We start from the raw sequence: 16,091 nt of genomic DNA on the forward strand, positions 1-16,091 counted from the left end.
AAAGTATTTAAACAATCCTTTCTTTTCAACTAATTTGAAAAAGAACAATTGACAAGAGGAATTTTTTTATCTACGATTTAATGACCTGCGGTCAATTAATGACCAGGAGTCAACTATGGCCAAAAAACAATTGCAAAAATCCCGTCAAACAAAGCTAGAGTTAATGCAATCTGCTGTTGAACTTTTTGGAGAAAAGGGGTTTGTTTCCACCACTATATTAGAGATCACAGAACGAGCTGGGTATGCAAAGGGAAATTTCTATAGGTATTGGAAGAGCAAGGACGATATTTTTTTAGAAATAATGGAGAAAAGATTAAGTGAGTATAGGGAAACTAGAAAAGACGGTCTTAAAAAGGCAAGGTCTATCCAAGATGTAATGGAAGTAATTGTGGATTTTTTAGAGACAATAATTGATGATAAGAACTGGTCAAAGGTCTTTTTGGAGTTCACAATACACGCTTTTTCCAATCCACAATTAAGAGGTAAGTTGAATAAAAGCAATTACAGGCTTTCTACAGACCTATTTGCCCGCATACTCTCCCCTTTTTATATGGACACAGAAAACTCAAAAAAATTAGGTGCCCTAGTGACAGCCTTATTTGAAGGGTTTCTAATTCAACAAGCCCTGGACTCTAAGGTTATTGATAAAAAAGATTTAAGGGAAGCAATTATGATTATGTCAAAATACTTTTTAAAGGTCTAAAGGAGAATTTTTATGACAAAAAAATCTATTTATCTAATTATTTCAATCTTGTTAGTTTATTCAGGAAATGTATTTGCATCACCTAGGTCTCTCAATAAATGGAAACCGAAATTTGATCCATCAACTGCAAAATATCGATGTATAGTCTCAAATGTCTCCCATCCTGTGATAAAAGGAGTGTACGCGGGAATCCTTATAAGGGACAAACTGTGGGAGAGGACTGGCGGGAAAATCTATTTTGATTACAAACCCTTTTCCATGTTGGGAGGTGAAGTTGAGGTATTAAATTTACTCAGAATGGGGGCCATTCAGGGAATGGCTGTTAGTTCAGTGGCTGCAACAAATTTGGGGCCTAGGTTTGGTCTTGTAAATCTTCCATTTTTAATAAATTCTTTTGATAAGCTGGACAAATTTACCAAGAGTGGGTGGATGTTTGAGCATTTTATGAACGCCATGGACCATCAAGGCATAATTGGTCTGGATATAACTGGATATGGAAATTACGGTTGGGCGACTACCAAACCTGTTAGGACCATTAAAGACGCAAAAAAAATCAAGTTTAGAATAGCAGAAGCAGCGGTAAATCAGTTGCTCTACAAACAGTGGGGGCTGAATTTTGTGGTTATGCCTTGGCCAGATGTACATGTGGCCTTAAAGCAAGGGGTAATAAGTGGATTGGACCACACTCCAACTGTTTGTAATATAACAAAAAAGTTTGAAGTGGCCAAGTATTTTACCCAAATAAACTATGCCCAGGGACTCTTTATATGGATATTCAATAAACAGTGGTTTTATTCCCTACCAAGGGATCTGCAAAAGACATTTAAACAAGTGGTGCATGAGGTTTGTTCTCAAATAAGAGAAGAGACAAAGATTCAAGAACAAGAGGAAATAGAGAAGGCAAAGCACTCAGGCGTGAAATTCTTTAAACTGTCAGAAGAAGAAATGAAGATTTTAAAAAAGCAGGGAGATTTAGTGCATAAAAAATATGAAAAAGAAATAAATGAACTCTATCCTGGGGACAAATACCGTCCTAAAAACTATTTAAAAGAAGTTCAAACCTATATGGGGTATTCAGTTGACTAGTAGAATAAGTAAAAAAGGGGTCTATTTCCTTGGTAAAATTGAAAAGATAGTAACCTTTTTAGAGGAGTGGACCCTTTTTATCTCTGTTATTTCAGCCATGGTAGCCCTTTTTATCAATATAATTTTAAGATATTGCTTTAATTCCAATCTGCCATGGAGTGAGGAATTTGTTAGAGAAGTCATAATATATACCACTTTTATTGGATGTAGCTTGGCAATAAAAAAAGGTGCAGAAATAAAGATTGATGCTACTATTTATTTATTTCCTTGGCTTAAAAATAAGCTAAATGTATTGTCTAGGATCGCAACCTTTATTTTTTCTTTTTTTCTTATTTATTATGGATCTAAGATGGCAATTATGATGCATACATCCAATCAAAAGACCATTGTATTGAAGATACCTTTAGTTATACTATACTCTGTTTTGCCAATAAGTGGTCTTTTTATGTCATTTAGAGTTATCTATTCCTTTTTACATCCTGGATGCAACAAAGAGTAAGCATGAACCTGAGTGATTTGGTAGTTTTTTTGATTTTACTTGGATTTATGGCCTCAAATATACCTGTGTATATTTGTCTATATTTTACATCAGCACTTGGACTTATCCTGTTTACGTCCTTTCCAATAGAACTCTTGACCCAAACACTCTTTAGGAGCTTAGATAATTTTGCCCTGGTGGTTGTTCTATTTTTTATACTCTGTGGGAATACCATGAGTTCTGGAGATATTGTAAATAGACTAATCAGGGTAGCTAATGCATTAGTTGGATGGCTCCCTGGTGGACTTGGTATGGCAGGGGTTATTGGATGCGCCCTTTTTGGAGCCATATCAGGCTCTACTGTTGCAACAGTGGTGGCAATTGGGGGAGTAATGATTCCTGCACTTTTAAAAAATGGATACGATGAAAACTATTCCCTGGGTATTATGGCAACATCCCCAAATCTGGGGGTGATTATTCCTCCTAGTATTAGCATGATTCTATATAGCATGATAAGCAATGTTTCTTTAGAGGGCCTATTTTTAACAGGGTTTGTTCCTGGTATAATGATTGTAATATTTACCTGCATATATACCTATTTTCAATTTCACAACAAGTCTAAGTCGCCCAATGGAACGTCTTTAAAAAATTTTTCAAGTGAAGAACTCATATCTGCATTAAAAGATGGTTTCTGGGCCCTGCTTCTCCCTGTAATTATATTTGGCGGAATCTTTTCTGGTATGTTTACCGCAAATGAAGCAGCTGTTATTGCGTCTGTTTACGCCTTTTTTGTGGAACTTTTCATTCACAAAGCTATTACTTTTAAAGAAGTAAAAGAAATTACAGTTAGCTCTGCAGTAACCTCTGCCACCCTTTTAATTATAGTAGCAGGAGCCACATGTTTTGGAAGGTTTTTGACCCTGGAAAATATACCATTTCGCATCTCTTCTCTGGTAATGAATGTTATACACTCACCTTTGCTATTTTTACTGGTCATAAATATAATCTTTCTAATTGTGGGCATGTTTATGGACATAATCTCTGCTACTTTAATCCTTGGCCCTGTATTTATTCCAATGCTATATAGCTTTAATATAGATCCCATGCATTTTGGGCTTATTATGACAGTAAATCTTGCTATAGGATATTGTACCCCTCCAATGGGAGTGAGCCTCTTTATCACCAGTGCACTGGCAAGGCGAGATTTTTTGTTTGTGTCTAGAGCAGTAATGCCCTTTTTAATAATTCAATTGATAGTGTTATTGATAATCACATATTTTCCCAGTGTATCACTATTCTTACCTAAGATCTTGGGATTTGTACATTAACCTATATAATTCAATTTATTTTTTACCCTTGACAAGAATTGTTAAAGAAAATAAACCTGATTAAGTTGTTAGCTTAGAGAACAAAATTAATAAACAATACCTATGTGTTGTACTTCTGGGACCTCAAACCTAAAAAGAGAGAAGAAAATATGAGAGATCTGTCTTTTTCTCCTGGAGGGATCAGTTTTAATTTTTTGGCCAGTTATCCCGAAAAAACAAAGATTTTGCCATTTCCTGAAAAAATTGTAATTCCCCTAAAACAAGATTTGTCCCCTCAACTCACCCCTCTGGTCAAAAAGAAGTCAAAGGTAAAAGCAGGAGAAATAATAGCAAAAGGCCCATATGGATCTTTAATGTGTCCAGTGGACGGTGAAGTATCAGAGGTTATTAAAGATTTTAGATCTCATCTTGGGGGAAGATGTGTTGCTATAATAATTTCCACAAATGATAGAGGTTTTTCTACTGAGTTTACAACAAGGGATGGAATTTTAGATAATGTAATAACAAGCGGGATTATAGACAATCAAGATAAGGTGTTATCTTTGGCAAAGAAGATGGAAATAGCTCAAAAAAACAAAGTAGATACTGTGATTGTAAATGGACTTGAAGAAATTATTGCCAATGGGAAAAATTACTTTTTTCTCCAAAAAAGGATAAATTTAATAAAGAAGGGATTTGAACAGGTTATAGATGTTTTTAGACCCCAAAAGATATTTTTGGCAATATATAATGATTATAAAAATATTGAAGGCTTTGAAGATCAGCTAGAGTCCCAGTTAGGGTCCTTGGGAATCAAGGTAATATTTTTGAAAAACAAATACCCTCAACATAAAACTCCCCTTCTTGTAAATACTATCTTAAATAAATATGTTGATATAGGTGCGTCTGTAGAGGAATCTCTCAAAGTATCTATACTGGATTTAGAGACAATATATCATTTAGGTTCATTGATTGAAAAAAGTGTTCCTTACAGGGAAAAAATAGTAACTGTAATTGATGGTGAGATTAGCAATACCCAACTGGTTCAGGTACCAATAGGAACACCTATTTACTACATTTTAGAAAAATTAAATATAAATTTAGACTCTATATCACAAGTAGTTATTAATGGAACCATATCTGGTTCTTCTATTTTTGATATTAATTATCCTATTACCAAAGATATTGGATCTATTTTTGTTTTGAAGAAAGGCCAGACACCTACCTATAGTGATTCAGTGTGTATTAAATGTGGACTTTGTGTTGAAGCATGTCCAATGGGTTTAATGCCACTTTTTATTTTTGGATACTCTAAAACAAAACAATTTGATTTTACTAAAAAATTTTTTATTGAAAGATGTATTGAGTGTGGTTGTTGTGCATATGTGTGCCCTGTAAATATTCCATTGGTTCAGTGGATAAAGTATGGGAAAGAAAATTTAAAATAAGGAGTAATACCCTTATGAATAATTTAGTTGTATCACCTGTTCCCCATCTTCACAGTGGAAATAGTCTACAAAATATAATGTTAGATCACATTATAGCACTTATACCTGCAACTTTTTTTGCAATATATTTATTCAAGCTAGCTGCATTAAAGGTTGTATTTATATCAGTTTTATCTGCAGTTGGTTGGGAAGCACTACTTCAAAAGTTGACAAATAGAGACATTGTAATAAGTGATCTCACTTCTGTTTACTATGGCCTATTATTTGCCATGCTGCTTCCACCCACCCTGCCCTGGTGGATCGTTATAATTGGGACTTTCTTAATGGTGCTTTTAGGAAAAGAGGTATATGGAGGATATGGCGCCAATCCATTTAATGGAGCACTTATTTCCTGGGTGATTTTAAAGATATCCTTCCCTGATTTTATGGGAAAATGGATTAATCCAATAAAAGGATTGACAACAGATTTGACCCCAATTGAGGTGTTTAAGACCCAAGGGATTGAATATGTCCACCATTATTTTTCCTACAAGAATATGTTCTTAGGGTTTAGATCTGGGTTCATGGGACAAGTATCCGTTATTTGCCTCCTAATTGGAGGCATTTACTTGCTTGCTCGTAAGAGAATAAATTGGAGGATACCAGTTGCTTATTTAGTTGGAGTTTTTTTGTTTTCCTTTATTTTTTGGGGGATTGGCTCCACTTCTTTTGGTGACCCAATTTTTCACTTACTCGCAGGTGGAACATTTATCTCTGCGTTTTTTTTGGCAACTGATATGCCTTCCTCTCCTGTTTCTCCCCAAGGGATGTTATTATTTGGATTTTTCTGTGGAGTCTTAACTGTGGTGGTAAGGCTTTGGGGTAGTTGGACCTTTGGTGCATATTATTCTGTGTTAATAGTCAGCCTTATCACTCCTTTTTTGGATAAAATATTACCTGAGCCATACGGGAGGTAAGTTAAAGGTGAATGTCAAAGAAATCCTTCGAATGGTCATAGTGCTTACTGTTGTTTGTGGTGTTTGGGGGGGAGCCTTATCCATTGTTAAGAAGGTCACTGAACCACAAATTGAGTATCAACGAATAAAAAACATAAAGGCCCCAGCACTAAAAAAAGCCCTTACAGTGGATTACGATAATGATCCAGTAAAAGACAGAATAAAGGTTGTAGTGGGTAAGGATGCCAGGGGTAAGGATATAGTAAAAAATATTTTTCTTGCAAAAAAAGGTGGTAAGATAGTGGCTGTTGCACTTGAGGCCTATGGTGCAGGATATGCAGGAAATGTCGGTGTGATGGTCTCAATTAATTTGCCTTCTGAGACCATAGGGGGCATTGCCATTACTACTCATTCTGAGACACCTGGTGTAGGGACAAGGGCAATTGAGAGTTCAAAGTTTAAAAACCAGTTCAAAAACAAACCAATTACTGCTAATTTTCTGCCAGGTAGTGGAACCATTGATGCTTTTAGTGGTGCAACTTACACATCCAATGGAATTATGAGGGCAGTACAAAATGCAGTAAATATTTATAAAAAAATAAAAAATAAAATTGGAGTCTAACGGTCCATTAAATTGTTAATTCCTTGATTTTAAGGAGAAAATCATGTCCAGGCTAATTCAAGAGTTTACAAAGGGACTGTGGAAGGAGGTACCTCCTTTTAGATTCGTTTTAGGACTTTGTCCCACCCTTGCAGTAACCAGCAGTGCCAGCAGTGCCCTTGGACTTGGATGTGGGGTCATTTTTGTGCTACTTGTGAGCAACACTCTTATCTCAATCTTTAGAAATTTTATCCCATCCAAAATAAGGGTTCCTGTATTTATTGTTATAATAGCTTCTGCAGTTACCATTGTTGAGCTATCTATGGAGGCCTATTTTTACTCACTCTATAGAGTACTTGGTATCTGGATTCCTTTAATCGTTGTAAATTGTTTGATTTTGGGAAGGGCTGAAGCATTTGCCAGAAAAAATCCAATCCTGTACTCCATTGCTGATGGCCTTGGTATGGGGCTTGGCTATACTATTTCGTTGGTTGCCCTGGCTTCCATTAGGGAAATTATAGGCGCTGGGACATGGTTTGGTATGAGGGTTATGCCAGCATCATATATAGGATTTGGATTATTACAAAGGCCTCCAGGGGCTTTTATTTGTCTTGGTCTGATTCTAGCTTTAATGAACTTTATTTCTACAAAAATAGAAGGTCAAGGCGCTTAGATTAAAAATTTAATTTACCAGGAGTAGATATTATGAGCGATTATATCCTCATGATGGTAACAGCTATTTTTGCAAATAATATTTTATTGGTTAGATTTTTAGGAAACTGCCCTTTTGTGGGTGTTTCTACCAGTCTAGACAGTGCCATTGGAATGTCTGGGGCTGCCCTATTTGTAAATGTTCTATCTAGCTGCATTACATGGATGGTCTATAATTTTATATTGGTTCCCCTGGAATTGGAATACCTAAGAACAGTGGCCTTTATCCTGGTAATAGCATCACTTGTACAATTGGTTGAGATAATCTTGCAAAAGGTTGCTCCTGCACTTTATAGATCCCTTGGGATTTATTTGCCTTTGATTACTACAAATTGTATGATATTTGGTGTGGCTGTTTTAAATGTACAACAAAAGCATACCTTTATGGAAACTTTTGTTTACTCAATTGCCACTGCCATTGGTTTTGACCTAGCCCTTATTATTCTAGCAGGTATAAGGGAGAGATTTGCATTGGGTAGAATCCCCACACTATTTCAAGGATTTCCCATTGCCCTTATTACTGCTGGGCTAATGGGGCTTTGCTTCTATGGTTTTGTGGGATTGGGACAATAAAAACATAAGGAGAAACATATTATGTCTCCAATTATCACTGCGGCTTTGATAATGGCTATCTTAGGTTTGTGTTTAAGTCTATTTTTAGGAATAGCTGCCAAGGTATTTTATGTTGAAGTAGACCCCAGAATAGAATCTATTTTAGATGTGCTTCCAGGGGCAAACTGCGGTGGATGTGGATATGCAGGGTGTAGTGATTATGCCGAAGCAATTGTAATGAAAAATGAAGAACCCAACAAATGTGTAGCTGGAGGTGCCAATGTAGTTGAAGCTGTGTGTTCCATTTTAGGTGTTTCTGCATCATTAGGGGAAAGAAAGATAGCCAGGATTCAATGTAGGGGAGACAATAAAAATGCCAAAAAGAACTTTGAATATATAGGGGCTAAAGACTGTTATGCTGCAATAATTGCCACTGGGGGCAACAAGGCGTGTGAGTTCGGCTGTATAGGACTTGGATCATGCGTGGAGGCATGTCCTTTTGGTGCGTTATCTATGGGTGATAATGGAATTCCTGTTGTCAATGAAGATATATGTACAGGATGTGGATGTTGTGTAAATGCATGTCCTAGAAATATCCCAAAACTCTTTCCAGCATCTCAAAAGGTAGCAGCCCTTTGCTGTTCCCAGGAAACAGGAAAAACAGTTAAGAGCGTTTGTAAAGTGGGTTGCATTGGGTGTGGTATATGTGCCAAGAAATGTCCAGAAAAGGCAATTAAGATGGTTAATTCCTTACCGGTTATTGACAATAAAAAGTGTACAGGGTGCTTAGAGTGTGTTAAGAAATGTCCAACTGGGGCAATGGTGAGCTTAGTAAAAGAAACATCCCAGGAAGAAGAGCAAGAAGATAAGGCCAATGCAGCTTAGTTCAAAAATTGAAAGTGGTGAGGTAGTTGAGCTACTTGGAAATGGAGATGCCAAGGTGAAGGTGGAGAGACGTTCCCAATGCGTGGGGTGTTCCCATAGGGGGATTTGCGATCCATTTGGCAGCAATTTTATGGTTATTAGAGCAAAAAATAGTATAAATGCCCAAATTGGCGATAAGGTTGAAGTCAAATTTTCTCTGGTAAAAAGGGGCAGTGCCATTACTGTACTTTATATTATCCCCCTTATTTTATTTTTGTTTGGTGTTATATTGGGTAATTTTATTAATCCCCTAAAAAATAAGGACCTGTCCGCTTCTCTTATGGGTATATTGTTTTTGATCATTTCATTTATTGGCATATATATCTATAACAAAATATTGGTCAGACAGAAACCTTCCTTATTTCCCGTAATAACCCGAAAAATCTAAACAATTAGAGGTAAAAAATATGAAGAGATACAGACTCTTGTTTGCTGGCTCAGGAGGCCAGGGAATAATTACTGCAGCAATATTACTTGCAAAAGCTGCAGTTATATATGAAGGACTAAATGCTGTGCAATCTCAAAGCTATGGTGCTGAGGCAAGGGGTGGCCTCAGTCGCTCAGATGTTATTATTTCTAGGGAAGAGATATACTTTCCCAAAGTAACCCAACCTAATATTTTAATATGTCTTACTCAGAGGGCCTATAATAATTTTTTTAATTCCATTAGACCTGGTGGCATATTGATTGTAGATGACTTTTTAGTTAATCAGGAAATTAGTGCAGATGCAATCACCTACTCTCTTCCCATTTATGAGACCTTAAGAAATGAATTGAACACCACCCTTGGGCTTAATATTTGCACCCTTGGTGCCCTTGTGGGACTAACAAATATTGTATCACCAGATTCAATAAAAAATACACTCACGGATAGTTTTCCAGAGACCTATTTGGATCTGAATTTTAAGGCCTTTGAAATTGGTATGAAATTAACTGAGGGTAAAAAGAAATTTTCCCTGTAGATAATGTTATGAAAATAGTATTCCATCCAAAATATCTGGAAGTATATGCATCTGATCCTGCAGCTACACGTGGTAGACTTGATACCTCAATTGCACTTCTTGGAAAGAAATATGAATTTGTTGAACCAATAATTGCACAAGAAGAAGATATCTTACTGGTACACACCCAGGAACATTTTGACAGAATATCCTCTAAATCATCGCATCTGTTTGCCTTAGCTCTACTTGCAGCAGGTGGGGCCATAGAGGCAAGTGAAATAGCACTAAAAGGTGAACCTAGTTTTGGACTCATTAGGCCACCAGGTCACCATGCAAGCAGGGATTCTTGTTGGGGATTTTGTTGGTTTAACAATATAGCAGTGGCAATAAAGAGACTGTTACAAGACCAGAAAATAAAAAATGCACTTATAGTTGATTTTGACTTACATTTTGGTGATGGTACCAATGGAATCTTTCTCAATGATCCACAAGTTATTTATCACCATATGGATTCTATATCCAGCTTAGAAAAATTTTTAAAGTCCTGTCCATATTTCGATATCCTGGGAGTTTCCGCTGGTTTTGATAGATATATAAACGATTGGGGTGGCCTCCTTACTTTAGAAGATTATAGAAATATTGGAAAACTTTTAGCTAAGTTTGCTAAAAATAAAGCCCAAGGCAGAATTTTTTCCATATTGGAAGGTGGGTATAACCATCAAGAATTATGTTATTGTATAGAATCATATTTAAAAGGAATAGAAGAGATATTTTAGGGAATCTATTAACCCGAGTTTATTATTTTGATAAATTGGATTAATATAAAAATATAAAAGGGGACCAAAGAGTCCCCTTTTATATTTTTACCATCCCCATGTGAGGTATTGGTGAATTGAATCTGATGCCTTACGTCCAGCACCAGCAGCCAATATAACAGTAGCCTGGCCAGTGACAATATCACCACCAGCCCACACACCTTTTTTCTTGGTCTTTCCAGTTTCAGGATCTGCTACAATGTAACCCCATTTATTGAGCTCTAATCCTTCAGTTGCCTTGGTTAAAACTGGATTTGCCCCAGCACCAACTGAGATTACCACAAGGTCACATTCCATCTCGAATTCAGAACCTTCAATGGGAACAGGCCTTCTTCTGCCAGATTCATCAGGCTCACCAAGTTCCATTTTTATACACTTCATTCCCTTAACTCTCCCATTCTCATCTCCTAAAAACTCAATTGGATTTGTCAAGAGATGAAATTCAATCCCTTCTTCTTCGGCATGATGTATTTCAGCCTTTCTTGCAGGCATCTCTTCTCTAGACCTACGATATACTATTTTCACACTTTCAGCTCCTAGTCTCATTGCCGTCCTTGCAGAGTCCATTGCCACATTTCCAGCACCAATTACAACTACATTTTTGCCTTTTGCAATTGGGGTATCGTATTCAGGAAATAGATAAGCTTTCATGAGATTGGCTCTGGTGAGATATTCATTGGCAGAATAAATTCCAACTAAATTTTCTCCAGGAATATTTAAGAACCTTGGCAATCCAGCCCCAACTCCTATATAAACTGCATCATAACCCTGTTCAAAGAGCTCATCAATGGTAATGGTCTTTCCAACTACAGTGTTATACTCAAATTTAACACCAAGTCTTTCCAAAAAGTTTACCTCAGACGCCACAATATCCTTTGGAAGACGGAATTCAGGTATGCCGTACACTAAAACTCCGCCACCTTTGTGGAATGCCTCAAACACAGTTACTTCGTGGCCCTTTAAGATAAGGTCGCCAGCCACTGTGAGGCCTGATGGTCCAGAACCTATTACAGCCACTTTCTTCCCTGTTGGAGGTGCCTTTGGTGGAAGTTCACCTGTGCCATGTTCCCTTTCATAATCTGCAGCAAACCTCTCCAAATTTCCAATGGCTACGGGCTCTCCTTTTTTCCCTAGAATACAATGTCCTTCACACTGAAGTTCCTGGGGACATACCCTACCACATATTGCTGGAAGACTATTTTTCTCCCAAATCTTTCTAATGGCCTTGGTGAAGTCTCCTTCTTTTATTAGTTTAATAAATGCGGGAATATCTACCTGTACTGGGCACCCTTCCCTACAAGATGGTTTTTTACACTGAAGACATCTGGAAGCTTCTTTCATTGCAAGTTCTGGGGTATACCCTAAAGGAACTTCTTTAAAATTTCTTCTTCTAACCTCGGGTGGTTGTTCTGGCATTTGCTGACGTGGGAGTTTTTCTTTTTTCTCTGCCATATTCTCTTCTCCTTTTATTTTTTATTCCTGTAATGCTGCTTTAAATTTTTCATAGGCCTCTTTTTCTTCAGCCAAATATGCCCTGAGCCTTTTCATAAGCTCATCAAAATCAACCTTATGACCATCAAATTCTGGTCCATCAACACATGCAAATTTTGTTTTGCCATCAACTGTTACCCTACAACAACCACACATGCCTGTTCCATCCACCATAATTGGATTTAAACTCACCAATGTCTTTACATTGTATTCTTTGGTCATGGCACAGACAAATTTCATCATTGGTACTGGACCAATCCCAACCACTAACTTAACATTTCCCTTTTCTAAAATTTCTTTTAATACATCTGTTACAAATCCATGGTGACCATAGGAACCATCATCTGTACATACATGTAGTTCATGGGAAGCTGCCTTCATCTTGTCTTCTAAAATAAGCAAATCCTTTGTCCTGGCACCAATAATAGCAATTACGTGATTTCCTTTTTCCTTTAGTCCCCTTGTAATTGGATGTAAAACTGCAACACCAGTTCCACCGCCTACACAAACAACGTCTCCATCATATTTTTCTATCTCAGTGGGCTTTCCAAGTGGACCAATAATATCAAGATAACCATCCCCTTCTTTTAGAGTTTTAAAAAGTGCAGTGGTCTTACCTACCACCTGATAGATAATTGTAATGGTACCCTTTTCTGGATCTGTATCAGCCATGGTTAAGGGTATCCTCTCCCCTGTCTCACTAGCCCTTAAAATTACAAATTGTCCTGGTTTAGCCTTTTTTGCAATTAAGGGCGCCTTGATTTCATTTAACACAACTGAACCTTGTGCCATTTCTTCTCGCTTGACAATTTCAAACATAACCTACCTCCAAAGAATTTTTAATTGATTTATTTAGGACCACTGGAAAATATGTTTTTAACTGAAAAAGATCAGTTGCCACCTCTTATTTGTTTTAGATTGTAAAAAATATTATTTTTCATCCATTTTGGATCCCACCACTCCACTGGATTTACAGGTATACCGCTAATTAACATTCCAAAGTGTAGGTGATCTCCGCCTGCAAGTCCTGTGGCACCAGAAAGTCCTATCACCTGTCCTTTTTTTACGAAATCACCTTTCTTTACCTTTATTAAAGACAAATGTCCATACAAAGATTGCACTCCATACCCATGATCTATAATCACAGCATTTCCATAAATACCATACCAGCCTGCATAAACTACCCTGCCAAAATTGGCAGCAATCACCTTAGCCCGTGAAACTGAAGCAAGATCAATCCCAAGATGTGTTTGTTGATCAATTTTTTTCCCTTTATAAAAATAAGTCCTCTTATCACCAAAAGAGGCCATTCTAGCTGCATTGGGCATCCTTAAAAAAGCACCTTTAAATAAAATCTTTTTTTCAGTATCCAATCCAATCTCCTTTAGCTTTTCTCTGTTTTCTTTTCTCACTTCATTGTTTACCTTTAAAAAAATTTCTAAAGGAGATAGCCCCTTAAATCTGTCTTGAAATTGTACCATCTTTGTATTTAAAAATTTATCAGAAATATTTATTCTAGAGTGTTTGAATTTTGATTTTCTTATATAACATGGAAGGGGTATCTTTTTTATATTTCCTGCCAAGTCCTTGGCTACAACCCACACTGTTAAATCCTTTTGTGGCACATCATAGGGTATTGCAAAAAAAACAAGGTAATCTTTACCAAATTTATATGCTGGGAAAAAATAGTTATAAACTTCAACCCCTGCCTTGGCCACAGGCTCTGAAACGGAAAATCCAGCAACCCCTGATCCTCCAACCTGTAAATAGTGTCTATATGTCTTCATGAGAATAGTAGGAGGTGACGTATCCAATATATAAGTCCTTTCTACCTTTGATACATTTCCCCGCAAAAAATTATTTATGGATTTGTCCACAGCCCTCACAACTATTGTGATTTTACCATCATTAAATCCAAGCTTTTTGGGATCTAATTTGTAATCAATATAGTAAGAATCTTTTCCAAGTTCTAAAGGAATCTTTTTCTCTCTGTTTCCCTGAAAAATTTCTATATCAACCTGCTTTAAAAAGGATTTATTGTCCTTCACACTAACTCTTAATTCATTATCATTAATCCCTATATATTTTCTGTCTTCCAAGGTAATTTTGGGTGGTATCCTATCCAGGGTAAAAACATAATATCCTATTCCCAAACCTATTAAAATCACAAATAAAACACCAAGCACTTTAACTCTTTTCATTCCATTTATCCTTTTTTGTTTGCATATTTATTTTCTTTTGTGTAGCATAGATATTTATAACGAATTTTTATAGGAGGTAGATTCATGGAAAAGGCAAAACAAGGAGATAAGGTGAAGGTTCATTATAAAGGATTTTTAGAAGACGGCACAGTCTTTGATTCCTCATTTGACCACGATCCCCTTGAGTTTACAATTGGCAACGGTGAAATTATTCCGGGGTTTGAAAATGCAGTAGTAGGTATGGGTGTTGGAGAAACAAAGGTAGTAGACGTTGCTCCAGAAGATGGTTATGGTGAGTACAATGAGATGGCAAAATTGGAAGTTCCCAGGAAAAATCTTCCTGAACACATCAACCCAGAGATTGGAATGATGCTTCAGCTCACAACCCCGCAAAACACCCAGGTGTTGGTGAGGGTAACTGATATGGATGATACCAATGTTGTTCTTGATGCCAATCATCCCCTTGCTGGAAAAAATCTTAAGTTTGAAATCCAATTAGTCGATCTGGTAGCAGCTTAAAAAACAATGCAGTATCTGGGTCTGCCCCAGGTACTGCTATATCTATTCTTTTGGCATTCCTTCCATAAATATATTTGCTGCTTCTTCTGCAAGTTTATATATATGATCAATATCCCATTGATCTCTATTATCTCGTGGGCTTTTATAATTGACTATTATACCTAATATTGAAGCAAAAAAGGACTTTGCAAAAAGACTGACATTTTCTTTTTCACATCCAAGGGCAAGCAATATATTTTCAAATTCTATCTGATATTGCTCCCTGATTTTAATAAACTTTTCCCTGGCATCCTCTTCTACTTCCTCATTTATCAAAAAGTGGCCTAACATCTGAAGGGTAGATTTTCTTGTTAAGAAAAAGTCCACAATACCCCTTGCAACATCCAATAGGTCTGGACTTCCAGACTCAATCCGCTGTAGCTGCAATTTTTTCCCCTGTTCTGCCTCGTGTTCCAGTATTTCCGCTATAATGTCATCTCTACTGGAGAAATATCTATAAATAGATGCAGGACTTATTCCTGCCTCCTCTGCAATATCTCTCATACCTATTTCATAGAATGAATGGTCAGAAAATAACTTTATGGCAGCTTCTAAAATTATCTCTTTTCTATATGCCCTTTCTTCTTCTTTTAGTTTTAAAAAAGTAGAAGATTTTTTCATATTTTAATTTTCCTCTCCAGATAGATATTTGGGTAAACAAATAGTGCAGGAGGAATTGGTTTTCGTATATACTCATTTTTTGCATTTGTAAACCATTTAATTATAAAACAATGTTTTGGAGAATTGGCCATGTGCAATAAAAAAGGGAGGGATGTCCCTCCCTTTTTTATTGTTTAAAACTTTTCATAGTGAACAAATTCTGTGATCTCCTTTCTCTTGGGAGGCTTAGGACTTTGGGCAGGATATCCCATTGGAATCATAACAACAACCTCATATCCTTCAGGCACACCCAATACTTCTTTGGTCTTATTGTGGTCAAATAGTCCAACAACTACCCCGCCAAGTCCCAGAGAATGTGCAGTTAGGCACAAATTTTGGGTAGCAATGCCAATATCAAACATAAACCAGTCACCAAATTTAGTGGTAACCTGGCCCTTATAATAACCAGCCTGTTCTAATTTTGCCACCATAACAAAAACAACTGGTGCCTTAACTATGGCTAGATAGGCTGGATTGTTATTTGGGAGTGTTTCCTGAAGTTTTTTCTTAACCTCTAAATCTTTTACAACTACAACCTCCCAACATTGGGTATTTGCCCAAGACTGAGCCCATTTGACGGCCTCCATGAGCTGCTCTATCTTTTCATGCTCAATGTCTTTGTCCTCAAATTTTCTTATGCTTCTCCTGTTTTTTATGATTTCCATAATATCTGCCATAAC

Annotated in this window: 19 protein-coding genes; 14 read left to right on the top strand and 5 right to left on the bottom strand. The window is 36.8% G+C overall.

Annotated elements, in window-relative coordinates:
- Positions 1-115: 115 nt before the first annotated feature.
- From ACYQ0O_RS03080 to ACYQ0O_RS03140, 13 genes are all read left to right on the top strand, one after another.
- Positions 116-703 (top strand): TetR/AcrR family transcriptional regulator, encoded by a 588-nt coding sequence (locus tag ACYQ0O_RS03080; protein ID WP_459890522.1) that lies wholly within the window; start codon positions 116-118, stop codon positions 701-703.
- A gap of 12 nt (positions 704-715) precedes the next feature.
- The gene (locus ACYQ0O_RS03085; RefSeq protein WP_459890524.1) at positions 716-1,789 is read left to right on the top strand and encodes a TRAP transporter substrate-binding protein; all 1,074 of its coding nucleotides are present in this window, start codon (positions 716-718) and stop codon (positions 1,787-1,789) included.
- Positions 1,782-2,288, top strand: a complete 507-nt coding sequence (locus ACYQ0O_RS03090) for a TRAP transporter small permease (RefSeq protein ID WP_459890526.1) — start codon at positions 1,782-1,784, stop codon at positions 2,286-2,288. Before ACYQ0O_RS03085 ends, ACYQ0O_RS03090 begins: the two co-directional genes overlap by 8 nt.
- A 2-nt stretch (positions 2,289-2,290) precedes the next feature.
- Complete coding sequence (locus ACYQ0O_RS03095; protein WP_459890528.1) at positions 2,291-3,595, top strand: TRAP transporter large permease; 1,305 nt, start codon at positions 2,291-2,293, stop codon at positions 3,593-3,595.
- 149 nt (positions 3,596-3,744) lie between these two features.
- On the top strand, positions 3,745-5,022 hold the full coding sequence (locus ACYQ0O_RS03100) for a 4Fe-4S dicluster domain-containing protein (protein WP_459890530.1): 1,278 nt from the start codon (positions 3,745-3,747) through the stop codon (positions 5,020-5,022).
- 14 nt (positions 5,023-5,036) lie between these two features.
- Positions 5,037-5,978 carry an RnfABCDGE type electron transport complex subunit D gene (locus ACYQ0O_RS03105; protein WP_459890532.1) on the top strand — a complete coding sequence of 314 codons (942 nt, stop codon included), beginning with the start codon at positions 5,037-5,039 and terminating at the stop codon, positions 5,976-5,978.
- 7 nt (positions 5,979-5,985) lie between these two features.
- Entirely contained in the window at positions 5,986-6,579 is a 594-nt protein-coding gene (gene rnfG / locus ACYQ0O_RS03110; protein ID WP_459890534.1) for an RnfABCDGE type electron transport complex subunit G, read from the top strand.
- A gap of 43 nt (positions 6,580-6,622) precedes the next feature.
- A complete protein-coding gene (gene rsxE / locus ACYQ0O_RS03115) occupies positions 6,623-7,231 on the top strand; it encodes an electron transport complex subunit RsxE (protein ID WP_459890536.1) in 609 nt (202 codons plus the stop codon).
- A gap of 32 nt (positions 7,232-7,263) precedes the next feature.
- Positions 7,264-7,842, top strand: coding sequence for an electron transport complex subunit RsxA (gene rsxA, locus ACYQ0O_RS03120; RefSeq protein WP_459890538.1), 579 nt, complete (start codon positions 7,264-7,266; stop codon positions 7,840-7,842).
- A gap of 21 nt (positions 7,843-7,863) precedes the next feature.
- Positions 7,864-8,706 (top strand): RnfABCDGE type electron transport complex subunit B, encoded by an 843-nt coding sequence (gene rnfB / locus ACYQ0O_RS03125; protein WP_075068248.1) that lies wholly within the window; start codon positions 7,864-7,866, stop codon positions 8,704-8,706.
- Complete coding sequence (locus ACYQ0O_RS03130) at positions 8,696-9,133, top strand: SoxR reducing system RseC family protein (protein WP_459890540.1); 438 nt, start codon at positions 8,696-8,698, stop codon at positions 9,131-9,133. The genes rnfB and ACYQ0O_RS03130 overlap by 11 nt, the downstream gene beginning before the upstream one ends.
- A gap of 19 nt (positions 9,134-9,152) precedes the next feature.
- A complete protein-coding gene (locus tag ACYQ0O_RS03135) occupies positions 9,153-9,707 on the top strand; it encodes a 2-oxoacid:acceptor oxidoreductase family protein (RefSeq protein ID WP_459890542.1) in 555 nt (184 codons plus the stop codon).
- 8 nt (positions 9,708-9,715) lie between these two features.
- Positions 9,716-10,462 carry a histone deacetylase family protein gene (locus ACYQ0O_RS03140; RefSeq protein WP_459890544.1) on the top strand — a complete coding sequence of 249 codons (747 nt, stop codon included), beginning with the start codon at positions 9,716-9,718 and terminating at the stop codon, positions 10,460-10,462.
- A gap of 87 nt (positions 10,463-10,549) precedes the next feature.
- Here ACYQ0O_RS03140 and gltA read toward each other — a convergent pair whose 3' ends face one another.
- The 3 genes from gltA to ACYQ0O_RS03155 form a co-directional block, all read right to left on the bottom strand.
- Positions 10,550-11,953: an NADPH-dependent glutamate synthase gene (gene gltA / locus ACYQ0O_RS03145; protein ID WP_459890546.1), complete on the bottom strand. Its 1,404-nt coding sequence runs from the start codon at positions 11,951-11,953 to the stop codon at positions 10,550-10,552.
- A gap of 21 nt (positions 11,954-11,974) precedes the next feature.
- Positions 11,975-12,811: a sulfide/dihydroorotate dehydrogenase-like FAD/NAD-binding protein gene (locus ACYQ0O_RS03150; RefSeq protein ID WP_459890548.1), complete on the bottom strand. Its 837-nt coding sequence runs from the start codon at positions 12,809-12,811 to the stop codon at positions 11,975-11,977.
- Positions 12,812-12,882: 71 nt separating this feature from the next.
- Positions 12,883-14,193 (bottom strand): M23 family metallopeptidase, encoded by a 1,311-nt coding sequence (locus ACYQ0O_RS03155; protein WP_459890550.1) that lies wholly within the window; start codon positions 14,191-14,193, stop codon positions 12,883-12,885.
- 84 nt (positions 14,194-14,277) lie between these two features.
- Here ACYQ0O_RS03155 and ACYQ0O_RS03160 point away from each other — a divergent pair, with 84 nt between their 5' ends.
- Complete coding sequence (locus ACYQ0O_RS03160; protein ID WP_075068246.1) at positions 14,278-14,712, top strand: FKBP-type peptidyl-prolyl cis-trans isomerase; 435 nt, start codon at positions 14,278-14,280, stop codon at positions 14,710-14,712.
- Between the two features lie 42 nt (positions 14,713-14,754).
- Here ACYQ0O_RS03160 and ACYQ0O_RS03165 read toward each other — a convergent pair whose 3' ends face one another.
- Positions 14,755-15,372, bottom strand: a complete 618-nt coding sequence (locus tag ACYQ0O_RS03165; protein WP_459890553.1) for a TetR/AcrR family transcriptional regulator — start codon at positions 15,370-15,372, stop codon at positions 14,755-14,757.
- Positions 15,373-15,545: 173 nt separating this feature from the next.
- Complete coding sequence (locus ACYQ0O_RS03170) at positions 15,546-16,088, bottom strand: nitroreductase family protein (protein WP_459890555.1); 543 nt, start codon at positions 16,086-16,088, stop codon at positions 15,546-15,548.
- Positions 16,089-16,091: the final 3 nt, after the last annotated feature.

It is taken from the genome of Desulfothermus okinawensis JCM 13304 (genome assembly GCF_054654515.1).

What these genes read in the sequence shown, in the direction of transcription:
- ACYQ0O_RS03080 (WP_459890522.1), top strand. Translation starts at nt 116, where the DNA reads ATGGCCAAAAAACAATTGCAAAAATCCCGTCAAACAAAGCTAGAGTTA.
- ACYQ0O_RS03085 (WP_459890524.1), top strand. Translation starts at nt 716, where the DNA reads ATGACAAAAAAATCTATTTATCTAATTATTTCAATCTTGTTAGTTTAT.
- ACYQ0O_RS03095 (WP_459890528.1), top strand. Translation starts at nt 2,291, where the DNA reads ATGAACCTGAGTGATTTGGTAGTTTTTTTGATTTTACTTGGATTTATG.
- ACYQ0O_RS03100 (WP_459890530.1), top strand. Translation starts at nt 3,745, where the DNA reads ATGAGAGATCTGTCTTTTTCTCCTGGAGGGATCAGTTTTAATTTTTTG.
- ACYQ0O_RS03105 (WP_459890532.1), top strand. Translation starts at nt 5,037, where the DNA reads ATGAATAATTTAGTTGTATCACCTGTTCCCCATCTTCACAGTGGAAAT.
- rsxE (WP_459890536.1), top strand. Translation starts at nt 6,623, where the DNA reads ATGTCCAGGCTAATTCAAGAGTTTACAAAGGGACTGTGGAAGGAGGTA.
- rsxA (WP_459890538.1), top strand. Translation starts at nt 7,264, where the DNA reads ATGAGCGATTATATCCTCATGATGGTAACAGCTATTTTTGCAAATAAT.
- rnfB (WP_075068248.1), top strand. Translation starts at nt 7,864, where the DNA reads ATGTCTCCAATTATCACTGCGGCTTTGATAATGGCTATCTTAGGTTTG.
- ACYQ0O_RS03130 (WP_459890540.1), top strand. Translation starts at nt 8,696, where the DNA reads ATGCAGCTTAGTTCAAAAATTGAAAGTGGTGAGGTAGTTGAGCTACTT.
- ACYQ0O_RS03135 (WP_459890542.1), top strand. Translation starts at nt 9,153, where the DNA reads ATGAAGAGATACAGACTCTTGTTTGCTGGCTCAGGAGGCCAGGGAATA.
- ACYQ0O_RS03140 (WP_459890544.1), top strand. Translation starts at nt 9,716, where the DNA reads ATGAAAATAGTATTCCATCCAAAATATCTGGAAGTATATGCATCTGAT.
- gltA (WP_459890546.1), bottom strand. Translation starts at nt 11,953, where the DNA reads ATGGCAGAGAAAAAAGAAAAACTCCCACGTCAGCAAATGCCAGAACAA.
- ACYQ0O_RS03150 (WP_459890548.1), bottom strand. Translation starts at nt 12,811, where the DNA reads ATGTTTGAAATTGTCAAGCGAGAAGAAATGGCACAAGGTTCAGTTGTG.
- ACYQ0O_RS03155 (WP_459890550.1), bottom strand. Translation starts at nt 14,193, where the DNA reads ATGAAAAGAGTTAAAGTGCTTGGTGTTTTATTTGTGATTTTAATAGGT.
- ACYQ0O_RS03160 (WP_075068246.1), top strand. Translation starts at nt 14,278, where the DNA reads ATGGAAAAGGCAAAACAAGGAGATAAGGTGAAGGTTCATTATAAAGGA.
- ACYQ0O_RS03165 (WP_459890553.1), bottom strand. Translation starts at nt 15,372, where the DNA reads ATGAAAAAATCTTCTACTTTTTTAAAACTAAAAGAAGAAGAAAGGGCA.
- ACYQ0O_RS03170 (WP_459890555.1), bottom strand. Translation starts at nt 16,088, where the DNA reads ATGGCAGATATTATGGAAATCATAAAAAACAGGAGAAGCATAAGAAAA.